Source organism: Nocardia sp. NBC_00416 (assembly GCF_036032445.1).
Lineage (GTDB): Bacteria > Actinomycetota > Actinomycetes > Mycobacteriales > Mycobacteriaceae > Nocardia.
In genome coordinates, this window is record NZ_CP107932.1 from 1,694,095 (window position 1) to 1,712,447 (window position 18,353).

Below are 18,353 nucleotides of genomic sequence, written 5' to 3' on the forward strand. Positions count from 1 at the left end.
CGGCCCGGAAACCGACCCGGGGGCGGCGAGTGCGCTACGTTCGGCCCGGTGAGCGATCGATACGGCGATATCTTCTCCGGCCACCCGCGCACTGCCCGGCGCACCGTCCCGCGGGTGAACGCCGAATCCGATCTGGTGGTCGAGGACGCGGCCAGCGGGTTCTGCGGGGCAGTGGTCGGATTCGACCGGACCTACGACGGTGATTTCGTGAAACTCGCCGACGCACGCGGCGCCGTCCGCCTGTTCGCGATGCGGGAGGCGGCCTTCCTCATCGACGGTCAACCGGTGACCTTGGTCCGGCCGAAGGCCACCACGTCGGCGCCCTCCATCCGCTCGGCGTCCGGGTCCACCCGGGTAGCGGGATTGCGCGCGAAAGTCGCCGCGCCCAGCAGGATCTGGGTCGAAGGGGTGCACGATGCCGCGCTCGTGGAGCGGGTGTGGGGGCACGATCTGCGGGTCGAGGGGGTGGTGGTCGAACATCTCGAAGGTCTCGACAACCTCGGCGACCGGCTCACCGAATTCGCGCCCGGCCCCGGGAAACGGGTCGGGGTCCTCGTCGACCACCTCGTGACCGGTTCCAAGGAGACCCTGCTCACCACCGGACTCGGGCCCTATGTGCTGGTAACCGGGCATCCGTACGTCGACGTGTGGCAGGCGGTGAAACCGGCGGCCCTCGCGATCCCGGAATGGCCGCGAGTACCGCGCGGCGAGGACTGGAAGACCGGAGTATGCCGCCGGCTGGGCTGGGGTACGCCGCAAGAGGGCTGGCGGCGAGTCTATTCGGCGGTGAACTCGTTCCGGGATCTCGAGGCCCCGCTGCTGGGCGCGGTGGAGCGTCTGATCGATTTCGTGACCGAACCGGGCGAACCATTCTAACCGCCGGAAACAGCCTCCGCAGAGGCTGCCCGCCGGTTGCCGACACCCTTTATGCTCGATGATTATGTGCTCTCCCAGTGCCACCCTCACACTGTGGGCCGGTTCGTGGCTCGCGGGCCGCAGCGCGCCCGACGACGTGCTCGAGGCGTTGCACGCGTGGGCGCCCCGGCACACCCTCGCGGCCGGCGACCCGGTAGCCGGTGGGCGCACCGATCTGCCGTGGTCCGCGCTCGGCAACGGTGCGGGCACCGGAGTCATGCCGCTGCTCAAGATGATTCGCGAAGCGCTGGCCGTACCCGGGGCCGAGCTCCGGCTGGTGCTGCCGGTGCCCGGTGACGTCCGGGGCCTGCCGACCGGCACCGCGTTCGCCACCGACGCGGTGGAAGCCGGGGAGGGAACGGTCATCGGAGTGCCGGGCGCCGAGGGTACCGGTCTCATCCCCTACCGCACCGACGACGACGCCCTGCAGTGGACCGTCTACAGCGTGCCGATGCCGCGCGTGGCCGGACCCGATATGTCACTCGGCGAGGCCGAATACGCGATGCGCGAAGCCGTGCGCGACGCCGCCGACGCGCTCATGCAGTTGCACACCACCGGCCTCGGCGCCGGCGACGCCGACCCGCGTGAACTCATCGAGGCCGAACTGGCCGACTACTCCCGGCACATCTACCCGGACTGCGTACCGTTGCGCGCCAAGCGGATCCTCGACTCCGCGGACCATGTGGCGGCCATCCTGACGGTCGCACAGCGCGAGCCCGCCTCCGCGCCCACCTCGGCCAGTTCGGCCTCCGCCCACGAATCGCTGCTACGCCCGCTGTGGGACGCGATCCGAGCGGCCCGGCTGGTCGCCGTGCACACTGCCGCGCCCCCCGCTCGCTGACCCGGCGTCGCGTCCGGTCGCCGGTCCCGCCCACTTCCGCGAACACAGACGCACAGCACGACTACCTGTACCCGCGGGTCTCCCGCCGACCGCCTGCCGTGCCGGATCGGTCGCGGAGAATCACCGGCTGGACGGACGGCGCACCGAGGCGCAGCAATCGACGGCGCAGGGCGCACCGTCGACCGTGCACCCGTACCCCGGGACCGCACCGAGGCGCCGCGGCGCGATCCCGCGCAATTGCTCGCCGATCAGCTCCACGACCATTTCGGCGAACCGAGGATCGGTCCCCGGTGTGGCGGCCCGGGCGAAGGCGATACCGAGTTCCCCGGCCTTCGCCGCGGCCTCGTTGTCCAGGTCCCAGATCACCTCGAGATGGTCGGAGACGAAACCGACCGGACAGACGATCACTGATCGGAATCCCTTGTCCGGCAGGGTTTCCAGATGATCGACGATATCCGGGTCCAGCCACGGGATCCGCGGCGGACCGGAACGCGACTGCCAGACCACGTCGTAATCGTCGACACCCGTCGCCGCGGCGCACAACCGGGCGGTCTCGGCGACCTGCCGGCTGTAGAGGTGGCCGCCGTCGGCCGGGGGCCCGGCCGCGGCGTCGGCCGCCACCGGTACGGAATGCGCGGTGAACACCAGCCGGACGCCGTCCCGGGTCTCGGCGGGCAGTGTGTCCCGGGCCGCGCGCACCGCGTCGGCGAAGGCGGCGACCAGCAGTGGATGGTCGAAATACTGACGCAGTTTCACCAGTTCCGGGGCGCCGGACCCGACGGCTGTCCGAGCCCGGACGATGTCCTCGTCGTACTGTCGGCAACCCGAGTACCCACCCCATGCGGAGGTCGGGAACACCAGTGCCGAACGGACCCCGTCCGCCGCCATCCGACTCAGGGTGTCCTCGACCAGCGGATGCCAGTTGCGGTTGCCGAAGTACACGGGCAGGTCCGCACCGGCGGCGGCCAGTTCCCGCTCCACGGCGGCGATGATGTCGCGGTTGAGGGCGTTGATCGGCGACACCCCGCCGAAATGCAGATAGTGCTGCGCGACCTCGGCGAGCCGTTCCGGGGGGACACCGCGGCCGCGGGTCACGTTCTCCAGGAACGGCAGCACGTCCTCGGGCCCCTCCGGCCCGCCGAAGGACAGCAGCAGCAGTGCGTCGGCCGCGCGGGCCACAGTGTCTCCTCCTCGGTCGATCCGTCAGTCCAGCGGCATGTTCTCGGGGAACCAGGTGTTGTGGCTGGCTCCGCCGTCGACGTAGACGATCGACCCGGTGGTGGCCGGCAGCCAGTCCGAGAGCAGCGCGACGATCGACTTCCCGACCACTTCGGCGCCGCCGTCCCAGCCGATGGGCGACGCGCCGTCCCAATAGGTGTCCAGCTGCTTCAGCTGCTTCGCGTCGTCGGTGGCGGTACCCGCGATCGCCTTGGCCGCAAGCGTTTTCACCGGACCGGCCGCGATCACGTTGGACCGGATCTTCTTCGCGTAGCCGACCTCGCGCGCCACGTACCGGTTCACCGATTCGAGCGCGGCCTTGGCCACACCCATCCAGTTGTAGTACGGCATGGCGGTCCGGGGATCGAAATCCATTCCGACGATCGATCCGCGCTCGTTCATCACCGGGAGCACCGCGCGCGCCAGCGCCGCATAGCTCCACGCCGAGATCTCGAAGGATTTCGCCGCGTCCGCGCTGGGGGCGTCGAGGAAGGGCAGAGCGTCCGGGCCCATCAGCGTCTTCGGAGCGAACGCGATCGAATGCAGCACACCGTCGATGCCCTGTGGCGCGAGGCGGCGGATCTCGTCCGGCAGTTTCGCGAGGTCCTCGTCACTGGTGACGTCGAGCCCGATGGCCGGCGGCACCTCCTGCGGCAGCCGCTTGGCGATCCGGTCGATCAGCCGCAGGCGCTCGGTGAGGCCGGTGATGATCACCTGGGCCCCTTCCTTCTGCGCGATCGCCGCCGCGTGGAACGCGATCGAGGCATCGGTGATGATGCCGGTGACGAGGATCGTCTTGCCTTCGAGCAATCCGCCCATGAGTTGTCGGTTCTCCTGAATATTCGAAGTGTGTGATGGATGCGGCCCGGTGACCGGTACCGTCGATCGGTGGCTCGCCGGCCCGCTCAGTGCCCCATGCCCAGACCGCCGTCGACGGGGATGACCGCGCCGGAGACGTAGGCGGAATCCTCCGAGGCCAGGAAACTGATCACGGCGGCCACGTCTTCGGGTCGGCCCTTGCGCTGCAGCGGGATGGCCTGCAGGGCCATCTCCTGGTACTTGTCGTCCAGGGCGTTGGTCATATCGGTTTCGATGAAACCGGGCGCGACGACGTTGGCGGTGATGGACCGCGAACCGAGTTCCCGGGTCAGCGACCGGGCCATACCGACGAGGCCCGCCTTGGTGGAGGCGTAGTTCACCTGGCCGGCCATACCGGCCATGCCGACGACCGAACCGAGGAAGATCAGCCGGCCCCAGCGACCGCGCAGCATCGCCCGGTTCGCCCGCTTGGCGCAGCGGAACGCCCCGGTCAGGTTGGCGTCGACGACCTTGGTGAACTGTTCCTCGCTCATCCGCATGAGCAGCGTGTCCTCGGTGATGCCCGCATTGGCCACCAGTACTTCCACCGGACCCTGCGCGGCCTCGACCTCGGCGAACGCCCGGTCGACCGATTCACTGTCGGTGACATCGCATTTCACCCCGAGCAGACCCTCGGGGGCGCCCGAACCGCGATGGGTGACCGCCACCTTGTGGCCGTCGGCGTGCAGACGCTGCGCCACCGCGAGCCCGATTCCGCGGTTACCGCCGGTCACCAGGACCGAGCGTGCTGTGAAGTTCGACATGGGGACAAACCTACCTGGCCCCCACCCTGCCCTCGCCATGGGACGTCCACCGATATTCACCCTCCATGATTGTTCATCACACACAAGTCGCACAAAAGGTTCCGGGGCCGGGTTCGATTCGAACCCGGCCCCGGAGGACACGGTGATCAACGGTGCGGCGGCGGACCGTGCCGCACCGCTTCCGGCATCGAGATCAGGGCAGCCGCTGGCGCATGACCAGCGCCACCACCACACCGGCGAGGGTGGCCAGCAGGCCGAGCAGCCACCACGGACGGCTGGCGTCGCCCCTGGTCACCTCGTACCCGATCTGTTCTTCCAGGGTGTCGTAGACACTGGAGAGTTCCTGCAGGCTGGACGCGGTGTAGAACTCGCCACCGGACAACTTCGCGATCTCCTGCATCGCCTCGTCGTCCACCGGGACGTCGACCGAATCGGTGCCGCCGTCCTCGCGCGGAATCTCGACCACACCCCATTTGGTGCCGAACGAGATGGTCGAGACCGGGATTTTCTTGCTCTTCGCCAGACGGGCGGCGACGAACTCGTGCCGCGGATTGTCGACATCCTCGAAATCCGGGACGGTCTGCTTGCCATCCGACATGAGCACGATCCGGGCCGGCGGCGGGGTCTCCGATCCACCCAGTACCGAGGCCAGGGTCTCGATGGACTGCAGCGCGGTGAAGATTCCCTCACCCGTGGCCGTCCGCTCGGCGAGCTTGATGTTGTCGATCGCGGCCTTCACCGAACCCCGATCTGTGGTGGGCGAGACGAGCACCGAGGCGGTACCGGCATAGGTGACCAACCCGAGGTTGATACCGGGGGTGAGGCCGTCGGCGAAGCTCTTGGCCGCTTCCTGTGCGACCTGCAGACGGTTCGGCGATACATCGGTCGCCTCCATGGACAACGACACGTCCATGACCAGCAGGACGGTGGCCCGGTTACGCGGCACTTTCTTCTCGGCGGTCGGACCGGCCGCGCCGATCGTGGAGAAGACCATGCCCACGATCAGCAGCACGATCGGCACATGACGCCAGAAGCTCGGCCGGTTCGGAGCCACTCTCTCGAGTTGCTCCATATTGCTGAATCGCAACATTTGGCGATGCTTGCTGCGCTGCACCAGCAGGTATCCGAGTGCGAGCAAGAGGATGACAGCAAGAAATCCGAGCCAGATCGGCGCGGCGAAATTCGAAATACTCACTGGCGTGGCACCCGCGCGGTCGAGGCGCCGAGGCTGTGGCGCCGAGTGGAGACGAACCGGACCACGTCGGCGATCCAGTCCCGGTCGGTCTGCAAGGTGAGCACCGGGGCGCCGCAACTGCGCAGGGTCTGCTCGACCTCGTCCCGGTGCCGCTGCGCGGCCGCCGCGTAGTCGGCGCGCAGTTGTGGGGTGACGCTGAACTCGCGGGTGCGTCCGGTCTCCGGATCGTGCAGCACCACGTCGCCGATATCGGGTAACGCGGTATCGCGCGGGTCGAGCACCTCGACGGCCAGCAGATCGTGGCGGGCGGCGATGGCCCGCAGCGACCGCTGCCAGTCGATATCCCCGAGGAAATCACTGATGACCACGGCGAGCCCGCGTTTGCGCTGCGGGCGGCGCAGCGATTCGATCGCACCGCGCAGATCACCCCGGACGCCGTCGCGGGGGTGCGGGGTGGTGGCGACGCTGCGCAGCAGCGACTGCGCGTGCACCCGGCCGCTGCGCGCCGGAATCCGCACCATCTGCTCACCGGTCGCCACGACGGCGCCGATCCGGTTTCCCCCGCCCATCGTCAGATGGGTGACCGCGGCCGCGGCGGCCACCGCCAGATCGCGTTTCTGGCAGGCGCCGGTGCCGAAGTCCAGACTGGCGGACAGATCCACCACCATCCAGGTCTCCAGTTCCCGGTCGGCGATCATCTGCCGCACATGGGGATGGGTGGTGCGGGCGGTGACCGACCAGTCCATCTGACGGACGTCGTCACCGGGCTGATAGGCGCGGGCCTCCCCCGGTTCCGAACCGGGACCGGGGATGAGGCCGAGGTGGTCACCGTGCAGGACGCCGTCCAGACGGCGGCGCACGGTGAGCTCGAGGGTTTTCAGGGCAGCCGTCAGATGCGGGTCGGTGAGTTCACCGGAACGGAACGACGGCGGGGCGTGTGGGTCGGGCACGGTCTCTCGGGCGCGGGGGTCCGGCGGCCGGGTCACTGGGGCTGGTTCGTGCCGGCGGTCTGCGGTACCTGGGGCGCCGGGGCCTGCTGCTGCGGCGGCGCGGGCGGCCGATTGCCGTTCTCCGTGGCGGGCGGGGCGCCGCCGGGCGCCACGGCCTGCGGAGCAACCTGCGGGAGGCCGACGGTCTGCAGCACCCGCTGGATCACGTCCTCGGGACTGACCTCGTCGGCGAGCGCGTCGTAGGACAGCACGAGCCGGTGCCGCAGCACATCGGGAATCACCTCGATCACGTCCTGCGGGACGACGTAGTCGCGGCCGCGGATCAGTGCGACGGCACGGGCCGCGGCGATGATGCCGAGGCTGGCGCGCGGTGAGGCGCCGTAGGACACCCAGCTCGCCACATCGTGCATACCGAACTCGGCCGGGGTACGAGTGGCGGAGATGACCCGGACCACGTAATCGACCAGGGCGTGGTGCACGAAGGTGTTCGCCGCCAGTTTCTGCAACCGGATCAGCTCCGTGGGTTCCAGGATCCGGCTCGCCTCCGGCGGGGCGACGCCCATCCGGTAGATGATCTCGCGTTCTTCCTCGACCGAGGGGTAGTCCACAACGATCTTGAACAGGAACCGGTCCCGCTGCGCCTCCGGCAGCGGGTACACGCCTTCACTCTCGATCGGGTTCTGGGTCGCCATCACCAGGAACGGATCCGGCATGGGATAGGTCTTGCCACCGATCGACACATGGCGCTCGGCCATCACCTCGAGCAGCGCCGACTGCACCTTGGCCGGGGCGCGGTTGATCTCGTCGGCGAGGACGAAGTTCGCGACGACGGGACCGAGTTCGGTATCGAACTCTTCCCGGCCCTGCCGGTAGATGCGGGTACCCACGAGATCCGTGGGCACCAGGTCGGGGGTGAACTGGACGCGCGAGAACGAACCGCCGACCACCTTGGCGAAGGTCTCGACCGCGAGCGTCTTGGCGATACCGGGGACGCCTTCCAGCAGGACATGACCCCTGGCGAGCACCCCGACGAGCAGCCGCTCGACGAGCCGATCCTGTCCGACGATGACCCGCTTGACCTCGTAGATCGCCTTTTCCAGGGTCTGGACGTCTCGCTCGAGGGTGCTCGAAGCAGGCGTCGGCGGTTCTTTCGCCAAATCCGCCTTGCTGACACCGTCCGTCGAAGTCACCAACATCCCCGCTTTCGCCTCGGTCCTGTGCGTGCTGTCACAACTATTCCAGGTAACGGCCGTATATGCCGTAACCGGCTCCACCATAGGCGTAAAACCGACGCGCTCGCATGCTCGCGGAGCCGGAGATTCACCGATTCGGCGGCCACCGCTGTCCTGCGTTTGCGATACCTGCGGACGAAACGAGGTGCCCGGCCGCCGTGGCGGTCGGGCACCTCGTTTCGTCCGTGCCGACGGATCGGGTCGGCGTGTCCGGTCGCTACACGGACACGCGCTCCGGGGTATGTGAATCATCTTCGGGTAGCGGCGTTTTCGTGCCGGCTCTCGCCTTCAGCCAGGACAGGCCCGCGATTCCGAGCACGATTCCCAGCAGGAGCACGATCGTGACGGTGGTCGGATCGATGATCCCCTCGTGCTGGACGCGATCTACGAAGGTCCGGGTCTTGACGTCGACGGCCTCCGCGGGCTGGACCGCCCGCACATGGTCCTCGGCCAGTTCGAGACGGACTCTGCTGAACGAATCACTGTAGGTTCCCACCCAGTCCTGGCTGAGTACCAGCACCGTGTCGTGTTCGGTCTTGGCGATCTCGGTGGCCAGATCGCGGAGTTCGGAATCGTGGCCCGGGTTGCCCTCGATCACCACGACGCTCAGTTCGATCCCCTCGTGCCGGGCTGCGTCGACTACGGCGGCCAGCTTCTCCTGGTCCGCGCCGTCGGGAGCGGCCACCGCGTTGTCGGCGAGATCGGCCCGGACCTTCTGCATGGTCTTCGAGTCGAATCCGTCCGGCAACTTGGTGGCCTTGAGGGAGAAGGCCGAGGTGTGGGTGACGGTCATCTTCCATCCGGTCTGGTCGAGCCGCCTCGCTCGGCGAAGCGACGGGGAATCCGATAACTGGACACAAGTCACGGGAGTACCCGACGGTACGACCCGGCAACCCGGACCAGCTCGAGAGCAGATTACGCGACGAGTGGACGGTTGCCGTACACACGCCACGCCCAATGGCCGACGGGCCTGCCGGTCGGCCCCGAAATTTCACAGGACAAGCGTACTGTTAGGGTTGGGAATCGCGGAGGACCGGCGCCATCCCGGGCCGGGACCTCATGCCAGAGACGTACCGCCGCCGGCACAGCCCCGCCGACGGCGTCCGCACACCCGACAAGTGGAGCTGACGTGACGAAAAGTATCGATACTTTCGGCGCCAAGGGCAACCTCGAGGTCGGAAGCAACTCCTACGAGATCTTCCGGCTCTCGGCCGTGCCCGGCACCGAGAAACTCCCGTACGCACTCAAAGTCCTCGCCGAGAACCTGCTGCGCACCGAAGACGGCGCGAACATCACCGCCGACCACATCCGCGCGCTGGCGAACTGGGACCACGACGCCCAGCCCAGTATCGAGATCCAGTTCACCCCCGCGCGTGTGGTGATGCAGGACTTCACCGGCGTCCCCTGCGTGGTCGATCTGGCCACCATGCGCGAGGCGGTCTCCGCCCTCGGCGGTGACCCGGAGAAGGTCAATCCGCTCTCCCCCGCCGAGATGGTGATCGACCACTCGCTCATCCTCGACGTCTTCGGCCGCGCCGACGCCTTCGAGCGCAACGTCGAACTCGAATATCAGCGCAACGGCGAGCGCTACCAGTTCCTGCGCTGGGGACAGGGCGCCTTCGACGATTTCAAGGTCGTGCCCCCGGGCACCGGCATCGTGCACCAGGTGAACATCGAGTACCTGGCCCGCACCGTCATGGTCCGCAACGGCCAGGCCTACCCGGACACCTGCGTCGGCACCGACTCGCACACCACCATGGTCAACGGCCTGGGCGTGCTGGGCTGGGGCGTCGGCGGCATCGAGGCCGAGGCCGCCATGCTGGGCCAGCCGGTCTCCATGCTGATCCCGCGGGTGGTCGGCTTCAAGCTGTCCGGCGAGATCAAGCCGGGCGTCACCGCCACCGACGTCGTGCTCACGGTCACCGATATGCTGCGCAAGCACGGTGTCGTCGGCAAGTTCGTCGAGTTCTACGGGCAGGGCGTCGCCGAGGTGCCGCTGGCCAACCGCGCGACCCTGGGCAATATGAGCCCCGAGTTCGGCTCCACCGCGGCGATCTTCCCGATCGACGAGGAGACCATCAACTACCTGCGCCTGACCGGCCGGACCGATGAGCAGCTGGCGCTCGTCGAGGCCTACGCCAAGGAACAGGGCATGTGGCACGATCCGGCCGCCGAACCCACCTACTCCGAATATCTCGAACTCGATCTGAGCACCGTGGTGCCGTCCATCGCCGGACCCAAGCGCCCGCAGGACCGGATCGCGCTGAGCGAATCGAAGATCGCGTTCCGCAAGGACATCCACAACTATGTGGAGGATCAGCACCCGACCCCGCATTCGCAGCTGGACGAGGCGGTCGAGGAATCGTTCCCGGCTTCGGATCCGGCCACGCTGTCCTTCGCCGACGACGGCGCGGTCGACGTGCAGTCCGCGGCGCTCAACTCGAACGGCCGGCCCTCCAAGCCGGTGCGGGTCGCCTCCGAGGAGCGCGGCGAGTTCATCCTGGACCACGGCGCGGTCGCCGTCGCGGGTATCACCTCCTGCACCAACACCTCGAACCCGTCGGTCATGATCGGCGCGGCACTGCTCGCCCGCAACGCGGTCGAGAAGGGTCTGTCCAGCAAGCCGTGGGTCAAGACCAATATGGCCCCCGGTTCGCAGGTCGTCACCGACTACTACGAGAAGGCCGGCCTGTGGCCCTACCTGGAGAAGCTCGGCTTCTACCTGGGCGGTTACGGCTGCACCACCTGCATCGGCAACACCGGTCCGCTGCCGGAGGAGATCTCCCAGGCGGTCAACGACAACGACCTCACCGTCACCGCGGTGCTGTCCGGTAACCGCAACTTCGAGGGTCGTATCTCCCCCGACGTGAAGATGAACTACCTGGCCTCGCCGCCACTGGTCATCGCCTACGCGCTCGCGGGCACCATGGACTTCGACTTCGAGAACGACGCGCTCGGTAAGGACACTCAGGGCAATCCGGTGTTCCTGAAGGACATCTGGCCCTCGGCCCAGGAGATCGACGACACCATCAAGTCGGCGATCAGCCAGGAGATGTTCACCAAGTCCTACGCCGATGTCTTCAAGGGCGACGAGCGGTGGCGCAGCCTGCCCACTCCGGAGGGCAACACCTTCGAGTGGAGCGACGACTCCACCTACGTCCGCAAGGCGCCGTACTTCGACGGCATGGGGATGGACCCGGAGCCCGTCGCCGATATCACGGGTGCGCGCGTCCTGGCGCTGCTCGGCGATTCGGTGACCACCGACCACATCTCCCCCGCCGGCGCCATCAAACCGGGCACTCCGGCCGCCGATTACCTCGACTCGCACGGCGTGGCACGCAAGGACTACAACTCCTTGGGTTCGCGGCGCGGGAACCACGAGGTGATGATCCGCGGCACCTTCGCCAATATCCGGCTGCGCAACCAGCTCCTCGACGACGTCTCGGGCGGCTACACCCGCGACTTCACCCAGGAGGGTGCGCCGCAGGCGTTCATCTACGACGCGTCGCAGAACTATCAGAAGGCCGGTATCCCGCTGGTCGTGCTCGGCGGTAAGGAATACGGTTCCGGATCGTCGCGCGACTGGGCCGCGAAGGGCACCAGCCTGCTGGGCGTGCGGGCCGTGATCACCGAATCCTTCGAGCGCATCCATCGCTCGAACCTGATCGGTATGGGCGTGATCCCGCTGCAGTTCCCGGCGGGTGAATCGGCGAAGTCGCTCGGCCTGACCGGCACCGAGGTCTTCGATATCGCGGGCATCGAGGAGCTGAACAAGGGCACCACCCCGTCGACCGTGCACGTGACCGCCACCAAGGACGACGGCCAGCAGGTCGAGTTCGACGCGGTGGTCCGGATCGACACCCCCGGTGAAGCCGATTACTACCGCAACGGCGGCATTCTGCAGTATGTCCTGCGGAACATGATCCGCGGCTGATTCCGCGGTGAGGTCCGTGCACCCGCCGCGGCGGGTGCACGGACCTTCGCGCATCCCCGGGTGCGCACGTTTCCGGCCGTACCGACCGTTCGCCATATTCCGCGAGGAGCACCCATGCCCAAGGTCAGCGAGGATCATCTGGCCGCCCGGCGCACACAGATACTCGACGGCGCCCGCCGGTGCTTCGCCGAGTTCGGGTACGACGGCGCCACCGTGCGGCGCCTGGAAGAAGCCATCGGACTGTCGCGTGGCGCGATCTTCCACCACTTCCGGGACAAGGACGCACTCTTCTTCGCCTTGGCCCAGGACGACGCCGAACGGATGGCCGAGGTGGCGGCCAACCAGGGCATCGTGCAGGTGATGCGGAACATGCTGGCCGATCCGCAGGAATACAACTGGCTGGGCACCCGGCTCGAGATCGCCCGGCGGCTGCGCACCGACCCGGAGTTCCGGGCCGGCTGGACCCAGCGTTCGGCCGAACTCACCGCGGCCACTCTGGCCCGACTGGAGCGGCGTAAGGCTGCCGGGGCGCTGCGCGACGACGTACCGACCGATGTCCTACTCGGTTATCTCGATCTCGTTCTCGACGGGCTCATCGCCCGGATCGCTTCCGGGCACACCAATGAAAACCTCACGGCCGTACTGGATCTGGTGGAAGCCTCGGTGCGCCGCCGACCCTGACGCCCGCGGCCCTTGCCGACGGGGACCCCTCACCCGGATTCCAGCGCGCCGAGCAGTTTTCGCGCGATCCGGTCCAGCTCGTCCCGCTCCGGCGCGGACAGTGATGCCAGCAGCCGGGTTTCGTTCTCGGTGTGCTCGGTGACCACCACATCGATGAGGGCTCGGCCGGCGCCGGTCAGCGCGACCCGCACCGCACGTCGATCGGCCGGGTCCGCGATGCGCCGGACCAGGCCCGCTCCCTCCAGACGGTCGAGCCGCCCCGTCATCCCGGCCCGCGACAGCATGAGGGTGTCGGCCAGTGCGGAGGGATTCAATTCGAAAGGCGCACCGGCCCGCCGCAGCGCCGCGAGCACATCGAATTCACCGTGCCGCAGTCCGTGCTCCCGGAACACCGCGTCGATCCTGCGCTCCGCGACCAGGGCCAACCGGCCCAGCCGGCCGAAGACGACCATCGCCGCCAGGTCGAGATCGGGGCGTTCGCGCCGCCACTGCCGTTCGATGACGCCGAGCGCGTCCACTTCGGGTTCGGTCATGGACAATATTCTATTCGCTGGAATATAGTTAGGCATCGAATTATTCGGCAGCGAATTAAAGGATCCGCCATGAACGCCACTCCGCATCCCGTCGCGATCCGGCAGCCCGGAGACGCCGAAACCCTGCGCACCGAATCGGTGACCATGCGCCTGCTGATCGACGCCGAGGACACCGGCCACGCGGTGAGCACCCTCGAGGTCACCATGGACCGCGGTGCCGACGGGGCCGCACCGCACTACCACACCCGCTCCGACGAGCTGTTCTACGTCGCCGACGGCGAACTGCAGGTCATGGTGGACGAACGGATCGTCACCGTGGGAGCGGGCGGGGCGCTCGTGGTGCCCCGGACGACCGTCCACGCCTTCGGCGCGACGCCCGACAGCGGCGCCCGCATCCTCATCGCGCTCATGCCCGGGGTACAGCGCTTCGGATACTTCCGGCTGCTCGAGCGCATCGCCCGGAAGGAGGCCGCACTGGACGAACTCGCCGCGGCCCAAGAGGAATATGACAACCACTTCGTCGACGCTCCACAGTGGTGGGCGCAGCGCCACGCCCAACGTCGGTGACCACCGGGCACTCGCGCGCGGCAAACAATTCTCCGACAGGCGTGCGGCCCTGCACATCCGGAAATCTTCCGCCACAGGTTTTTTCCGGAAGCAAGATCAGGTATCTGGACGGGGGAAATGCGGCGATATCGGCTTCCGGAGCCTGCCGACAGCGTTATGATCCGGACGCGCTCGGGTCGTAGCACACTGCGAGCAAGATCGGAGAATCCAGATGACCGATGCCCTCCACCTCCTCGACACACCCGAATGCGGTGCGGTCGCCACCCTCACCGGTGTCCTGGTCGGCGAATCCGACCGTGATATCCGGGTACTAGTGGCAGACGGGACGTGGACCATCCGGCGCCGCGATGTGCTCGCTCTCTGTAGTAGTGCCGACGACACCATCGAGACAGCGGGTCGCCGGGTCCGCGTCGACATCCGGCCCGGCACGACCGCCGATTTCACCCGCAGCCTGCGCATCGATGTGGTGGAGCGGCCGATGACACTGGCGGCCCCGCCCTCCGAATCGTTCGGCGACCTGCAACTACGCCGGCTCACCGAATCGTGGGCGCAACGCCTGAACCTGGACGACTCCGATTTCCCGGCGACGTTCACCTGCGCGCAGACCAGGTCGCAACACACCAGCGACGACGGCGTCCACTGCGATAGCTTCGACTGAACGGCGGACACGGTGAGCACCCGGGAAAAGGGGCCGGTTCTCATCGTCTCCGAATCCGACGATCTGCACGCAGCGGCCATGGAAGCGACGTTGCGGGAGCACCACGGGATCCATCCCCTCAGGCTGGACCTACGCGATTTCCCACAGGAATCGGGCAGTTTCCGGCTCGACCGGGCCGGGGTCGCCCGGTCGCTGACCGGCACGGCCGGTCTGGACGAAGTCCGCGCGGTCTGGTGGCGCCGCCCGCATCCGAGCCGCGTGCCCGCCGGCGTACGCGCCGACGACAATGCCTATCGGCAAGCCGAATGCGACGGGTTCGTACAGGGGCTCCTGTGGTCGCTCCCGGCCCGATGGGTCAACGATCCCGGCTGCGACCGGATCGCCCATCGCAAGATAGTGCAACTCGACACCGCCGTGCGCGCCGGCTGCGCCGTACCGGAAACCCTGGTCACCAACGACCCCGACGAGGCGCGGGAATTCATCGAATCCTGTGGCGACCGGGTCGTTTTCAAGCGCACCGGGACCTCGCGCGCGGAATTCGCCGAAACCCGGCTCGTCGGGACCGCCGAACTGGACCGGCTCACCGGGATCCGCTGGGCGCCGACGACGTTCCAGCGCTATATCGATCCGGAATGCGATCTGCGGGTGGTCTGGGTGGACGGGCAGGAATGGGCGGTGCGCATCGATTCCCGCGCCGGGGCCGGACGCGTGGACTCCCGGCTGGATACGTCCGTCGGTTTCACCCCGACTCGGCTACCGGCGACGGTCAGCAAATCATTGGCGACGCTCATGGGCACGCTGGGCCTGAGTTTCGGCGTCCTGGACCTGCGAGTCGGCATCGACGGCGAGCACTATTTCCTCGAAGTCAACCCCCAGGGGCAGTTCGCCTATCTCGAGATCAAGACCGGACTGCCGATCTTCACCAGTCTCGCCAACCTGCTGGCGCACGGTGACGGGGCCGTATCCGGCTGGTGACCGAGTGCCGCCCCACCGACCGCACCGGCACGCAGATCCCCGCCACCGGTCGTATGCACCGGCGGCGGAACCTGCGAATACGGCGCGGTTAGCGGGATTTACGGCGGTTGGCGCCGCCACGGCTGCGGAGTTGCACATGCGACTCCGTCAGCACATTGTGGATGAATCCATAGGAGCGCCCGGTCGCACGTGCCAGTGACCGGATACTCGCCCCCGCCTCGTATTGCTTCTTCAATTGGTTTTGCAGGCGATCACGCGACTTTCCCGTAACGCGAGTGCCCTTGCCCAATGTGCTCTTGCTCTGTACCGGCCTGTCGCCCATGGCTTCCTCCGAGTCGCCGAGCAGCGTCACTCTCAGGCTAAGCACTCCGCGACCATCCGGCAATGAGTTCTTGTGATGAAACTCACGCGAGCTGAATCAATTCCAGATACTCGGCCGACCAGTGGTCCTCGGTGCCGTCCGGAAGCAGGATCACCCGCTCCGGGTTGAGCGCTTCGGCCGCCCCCGGATCGTGGGTCACCAGGACGACCGCGCCCGCATAGGTGCGCAGGGCGTCGAGGACCTGCTCACGCGAGATCGGGTCGAGGTTGTTGGTGGGTTCGTCCAGCAGCAGTACGTTGGCCGCCGAGGAGACCAGCCCCGCCAGCGCGAGCCGGGTCTTCTCACCGCCGGACAGCGTCCCGGCCGGCTGTTCCAGCTGCGGGCCGCTGAACATGAAGGCGCCCAGCAGACCGCGCAGTTCCTGCTCACCCGCGTCCGGGGCGGCATGCCGGATGTTCTCCCAGACCGAGGCCCTGTCGTCGAGGGTGTCGTGTTCCTGCGCGAAATACCCGACCTTGAGTCCGTGGCCCGGCACCAGCCCACCGGCCGTCGGTTCCTCGGTGCCCGCCAGCAGACGCAGCAGCGTGGTCTTACCCGCGCCGTTGAGGCCGAGCACCACCACGCGGCTACCCCGGTCGATGGCCAGATCCACCCCGGTGAAGATCTCCAGGGAACCGTAGACCTTCGTCAGGTTCTCTGCCGTCAGCGGCGTCTTGCCGCACGCGGCCGGTTCGGGGAACTTGATCCGCGCGACCTTGTCGGCCACCCGGACCTCGTCCAGCTCCGACATCAGCCGATCGGCGCGTTTGGCCATATTCTGCGCGGCAACGGCTTTGGTGGCCTTGGCGCCGAGTTTGGCGGCCTGGGCGCGCAGCGCCGACGCCTTCTTCTCCGCATTGGCCCGCTCCCGGCGCCGGCGCTGTTCATCGGTCGCACGGGCGTCGAGGTACTTCTGCCAGCTCATGTTGTAGACGTCGGCCTCACCGCGTACCGCGTCGAGGAACCACACCCTGTTCACCACATCGGCGAGCAGGTCCACATCGTGGCTGATCACGATGAGTCCCCCGTCGTGGTTCTGCAGGAATCCACGCAGCCAGGTGATGGAGTCGGCGTCGAGGTGGTTGGTGGGCTCGTCCAGCAGCAGGGTGGTGTCGGAACGGCCGCCGCTGCCGTCGGAGGCCGCGAACAGGATGCGTGCCAGCTCGATTCGCCGGCGCTGACCACCGGACAAGGTGCGCAGCGTCTGGTCCAGCACCCGGTCCGGGAGGCCCAGACTGTTGCAGATCCGGGCGGCCTCGCTCTCGGCCACGTACCCGCCGAGCGCGGAGAAGCGATCCTCGAGCCGGCCGTATTTGCGAACGGCGCGTTCGCGCTCTTTCTCATCGGCCAATTCGGCCATCAACGCCTGCTGCTTCTCCATATCCCGGATCAGCGCGTCCAGTCCGCGGGCCGAGAGCACCCGGTCGCGGGCCAGGACGTCCAGGTTGCCTTCCCGGGGATCCTGCGGGAGGTAGCCGATATCACTCGAGCGCAGAATCGTCCCGGCGTACGGCTCGCCCTCGCCCGCCAGGATCCGCAGGGTGGTGGTCTTACCGGCGCCGTTACGCCCGACCAGACCGATCCGGTCGCCGGCCTGCACCCGCAGCGCCGGTCCCGGCGCGGACAGCAGGGTACGGACGCCGGCCCGGACCTCGAGGTCGGTCGCGGTGATCACAGATATCTCCTCGGAACAGGGGTTGGAGGCAGCGGCCCGGCTCATCCCGACGGCGGGCCCGTCCACCGATCATCGGATGCCTGGCGGACATGGAACCACTGATTTTACCCGGACCGCGACACTGCCCGGTCACGGCGGCCGCAGGGCGGTCCGCGCCCGCGGAGCTCCCGGGCGGGCACGGTAACGTGCCCGGATATGAGCACCGATCTGTTGGGCAAGAGCGCGCTGGTCTCCGGAGCCAGCCGGGGGATCGGCCACGCGGTGGCCGCCGAACTGCTGAGCCGGGGCGCGAATGTGCTGATCACCGCGCGCAAACCCGAACCGTTGGAGAAAGCGGCCGCTGAACTGCGTGCGCTGGGACACCAGGGCGAGGTCGTCGCCGTGGCCGGCAACTCCGGCGACGGCGAGGCGCGTACCGCGGCGGTGCAACGGGCGGTCGCCGAATTCGGGTCGCTGGACATCCTGATCAACAACACCGGGATCAATCCGGTGTACGGCGCGCTGATGGAAGCCGACCTCGATGCGGTGCGCAAAATTTTCGACGTGAACGTCGTGGCCGCGCTGGGCTACATCCAGGAGGCGTACAAGGCGTGGATGGGCGAGCACGGCGGCGCCGTGGTCAACGTGGCGAGCGTGGCCGGGATCCGTTCCACCGGGGTGATCGCCGCTTACGGCGCGTCCAAAGCGGCACTGATCCGGCTCACCGACGAACTGGCCTGGCAGCTGGGCCCGAACATCCGGGTCAACGCGGTCGCGCCCGGGGTCGTGAAGACCAGCTTCGCGGATGCGCTCTACTCGGCCGACGAGGACGCCGCCGCGCAGGTCTATCCGATGAAACGGCTGGGCTCCCCGGAGGACGTGGCGCGACTGATCGCGTTCCTGGCTTCCGATCAGGCGGCGTGGATCACCGGTGAGACGGTTCGCGTCGACGGCGGTCTGCTGTCGACCGGCGGTCTCTGAATCGAACCCCCCACCTAGAACGACCCGGGCGGGGAC

18 protein-coding genes are annotated in these 18,353 nt (G+C 67.9%); 8 read left to right on the top strand and 10 right to left on the bottom strand.

What is annotated here, in order from left to right; translation table 11 throughout:
- Positions 1 to 48 precede the first annotated feature (48 nt).
- Both OG804_RS07505 and OG804_RS07510 read left to right on the top strand, forming a co-directional pair.
- A complete protein-coding gene (locus tag OG804_RS07505) occupies positions 49 to 876 on the top strand; it encodes a DUF3097 domain-containing protein (RefSeq protein ID WP_328395267.1) in 828 nt (275 codons plus the stop codon).
- A 64-nt stretch (positions 877 to 940) separates the two neighbouring features.
- Positions 941 to 1,756, top strand: coding sequence for a hypothetical protein (locus OG804_RS07510; protein ID WP_328395269.1), 816 nt, complete (start codon positions 941 to 943; stop codon positions 1,754 to 1,756).
- Positions 1,757 to 1,876: 120 nt separating this feature from the next.
- Here the strand turns inward: OG804_RS07510 and OG804_RS07515 are convergent, their stop codons facing one another.
- From OG804_RS07515 to OG804_RS07545, 7 genes are all read right to left on the bottom strand, one after another.
- Positions 1,877 to 2,935 carry a ferrochelatase gene (locus OG804_RS07515; RefSeq protein WP_328395271.1) on the bottom strand — a complete coding sequence of 353 codons (1,059 nt, stop codon included), beginning with the start codon at positions 2,933 to 2,935 and terminating at the stop codon, positions 1,877 to 1,879.
- Positions 2,936 to 2,959: 24 nt separating this feature from the next.
- Entirely contained in the window at positions 2,960 to 3,793 is an 834-nt protein-coding gene (inhA, locus tag OG804_RS07520) for an NADH-dependent enoyl-ACP reductase InhA (protein WP_328395273.1), read from the bottom strand.
- Positions 3,794 to 3,879: 86 nt separating this feature from the next.
- Positions 3,880 to 4,596 carry a 3-oxoacyl-ACP reductase FabG1 gene (gene fabG1 / locus OG804_RS07525; protein WP_328395275.1) on the bottom strand — a complete coding sequence of 239 codons (717 nt, stop codon included), beginning with the start codon at positions 4,594 to 4,596 and terminating at the stop codon, positions 3,880 to 3,882.
- 193 nt (positions 4,597 to 4,789) lie between these two features.
- Positions 4,790 to 5,791, bottom strand: coding sequence for a VWA domain-containing protein (locus OG804_RS07530; protein ID WP_328395277.1), 1,002 nt, complete (start codon positions 5,789 to 5,791; stop codon positions 4,790 to 4,792).
- Positions 5,788 to 6,741 (bottom strand): DUF58 domain-containing protein, encoded by a 954-nt coding sequence (locus tag OG804_RS07535; RefSeq protein WP_328395279.1) that lies wholly within the window; start codon positions 6,739 to 6,741, stop codon positions 5,788 to 5,790. Before OG804_RS07535 ends, OG804_RS07530 begins: the two co-directional genes overlap by 4 nt.
- 32 nt (positions 6,742 to 6,773) lie before the next feature.
- Positions 6,774 to 7,937 carry a chaperone MoxR1 gene (gene moxR1, locus OG804_RS07540; RefSeq protein WP_328395281.1) on the bottom strand — a complete coding sequence of 388 codons (1,164 nt, stop codon included), beginning with the start codon at positions 7,935 to 7,937 and terminating at the stop codon, positions 6,774 to 6,776.
- A 253-nt stretch (positions 7,938 to 8,190) separates the two neighbouring features.
- A complete protein-coding gene (locus tag OG804_RS07545; protein ID WP_328395283.1) occupies positions 8,191 to 8,766 on the bottom strand; it encodes an Rv1476 family membrane protein in 576 nt (191 codons plus the stop codon).
- A 336-nt stretch (positions 8,767 to 9,102) separates the two neighbouring features.
- Between OG804_RS07545 and acnA the strand changes: the two genes are divergently transcribed.
- Together acnA and OG804_RS07555 are read left to right on the top strand one after the other, a co-directional pair.
- Positions 9,103 to 11,907, top strand: a complete 2,805-nt coding sequence (acnA, locus tag OG804_RS07550; protein ID WP_328395285.1) for an aconitate hydratase AcnA — start codon at positions 9,103 to 9,105, stop codon at positions 11,905 to 11,907.
- Positions 11,908 to 12,021: 114 nt separating this feature from the next.
- Complete coding sequence (locus OG804_RS07555; RefSeq protein WP_328395287.1) at positions 12,022 to 12,588, top strand: TetR/AcrR family transcriptional regulator; 567 nt, start codon at positions 12,022 to 12,024, stop codon at positions 12,586 to 12,588.
- 29 nt (positions 12,589 to 12,617) lie between these two features.
- On the opposite strand, the gene OG804_RS07560 is transcribed toward OG804_RS07555, so the two are convergent.
- A complete protein-coding gene (locus OG804_RS07560; protein ID WP_328395289.1) occupies positions 12,618 to 13,121 on the bottom strand; it encodes a MarR family winged helix-turn-helix transcriptional regulator in 504 nt (167 codons plus the stop codon).
- A gap of 144 nt (positions 13,122 to 13,265) precedes the next feature.
- On the opposite strand from OG804_RS07560, the gene OG804_RS07565 reads away from it, so the two are divergent.
- The 3 genes from OG804_RS07565 to OG804_RS07575 all read left to right on the top strand — a co-directional run bounded on the left by OG804_RS07565 (position 13,266) and on the right by OG804_RS07575 (position 15,321).
- Positions 13,266 to 13,688, top strand: a complete 423-nt coding sequence (locus OG804_RS07565; protein ID WP_328398280.1) for a cupin domain-containing protein — start codon at positions 13,266 to 13,268, stop codon at positions 13,686 to 13,688.
- Between the two features lie 211 nt (positions 13,689 to 13,899).
- A complete protein-coding gene (locus OG804_RS07570; protein WP_328395291.1) occupies positions 13,900 to 14,346 on the top strand; it encodes a hypothetical protein in 447 nt (148 codons plus the stop codon).
- A gap of 12 nt (positions 14,347 to 14,358) precedes the next feature.
- Positions 14,359 to 15,321, top strand: a complete 963-nt coding sequence (locus OG804_RS07575) for an MvdC/MvdD family ATP grasp protein (RefSeq protein ID WP_328395293.1) — start codon at positions 14,359 to 14,361, stop codon at positions 15,319 to 15,321.
- Positions 15,322 to 15,409: 88 nt separating this feature from the next.
- Here the strand turns inward: OG804_RS07575 and OG804_RS07580 are convergent, their stop codons facing one another.
- Together OG804_RS07580 and OG804_RS07585 are read right to left on the bottom strand one after the other, a co-directional pair.
- Positions 15,410 to 15,643 carry a helix-turn-helix domain-containing protein gene (locus OG804_RS07580; RefSeq protein WP_328398281.1) on the bottom strand — a complete coding sequence of 78 codons (234 nt, stop codon included), beginning with the start codon at positions 15,641 to 15,643 and terminating at the stop codon, positions 15,410 to 15,412.
- A gap of 82 nt (positions 15,644 to 15,725) precedes the next feature.
- A complete protein-coding gene (locus tag OG804_RS07585; RefSeq protein WP_328395295.1) occupies positions 15,726 to 17,357 on the bottom strand; it encodes an ABC-F family ATP-binding cassette domain-containing protein in 1,632 nt (543 codons plus the stop codon).
- A gap of 195 nt (positions 17,358 to 17,552) precedes the next feature.
- Here OG804_RS07585 and OG804_RS07590 point away from each other — a divergent pair, with 195 nt between their 5' ends.
- Positions 17,553 to 18,317: an SDR family oxidoreductase gene (locus OG804_RS07590; protein WP_328395297.1), complete on the top strand. Its 765-nt coding sequence runs from the start codon at positions 17,553 to 17,555 to the stop codon at positions 18,315 to 18,317.
- Positions 18,318 to 18,353: the final 36 nt, after the last annotated feature.

Excerpts from the sequence above, each read along its gene's own strand:
- fabG1 (WP_328395275.1), bottom strand. The coding sequence starts at position 4,596 with ATGTCGAACTTCACAGCACGCTCGGTCCTGGTGACCGGCGGTAACCGC.
- OG804_RS07510 (WP_328395269.1), top strand. The coding sequence starts at position 941 with ATGTGCTCTCCCAGTGCCACCCTCACACTGTGGGCCGGTTCGTGGCTC.
- OG804_RS07590 (WP_328395297.1), top strand. The coding sequence starts at position 17,553 with ATGAGCACCGATCTGTTGGGCAAGAGCGCGCTGGTCTCCGGAGCCAGC.
- OG804_RS07545 (WP_328395283.1), bottom strand. The coding sequence starts at position 8,766 with ATGACCGTCACCCACACCTCGGCCTTCTCCCTCAAGGCCACCAAGTTG.
- OG804_RS07580 (WP_328398281.1), bottom strand. The coding sequence starts at position 15,643 with ATGGGCGACAGGCCGGTACAGAGCAAGAGCACATTGGGCAAGGGCACT.
- OG804_RS07565 (WP_328398280.1), top strand. The coding sequence starts at position 13,266 with ATGCGCCTGCTGATCGACGCCGAGGACACCGGCCACGCGGTGAGCACC.
- OG804_RS07555 (WP_328395287.1), top strand. The coding sequence starts at position 12,022 with ATGCCCAAGGTCAGCGAGGATCATCTGGCCGCCCGGCGCACACAGATA.
- inhA (WP_328395273.1), bottom strand. The coding sequence starts at position 3,793 with ATGGGCGGATTGCTCGAAGGCAAGACGATCCTCGTCACCGGCATCATC.
- OG804_RS07570 (WP_328395291.1), top strand. The coding sequence starts at position 13,900 with ATGACCGATGCCCTCCACCTCCTCGACACACCCGAATGCGGTGCGGTC.
- OG804_RS07560 (WP_328395289.1), bottom strand. The coding sequence starts at position 13,121 with ATGACCGAACCCGAAGTGGACGCGCTCGGCGTCATCGAACGGCAGTGG.
- moxR1 (WP_328395281.1), bottom strand. The coding sequence starts at position 7,937 with ATGTTGGTGACTTCGACGGACGGTGTCAGCAAGGCGGATTTGGCGAAA.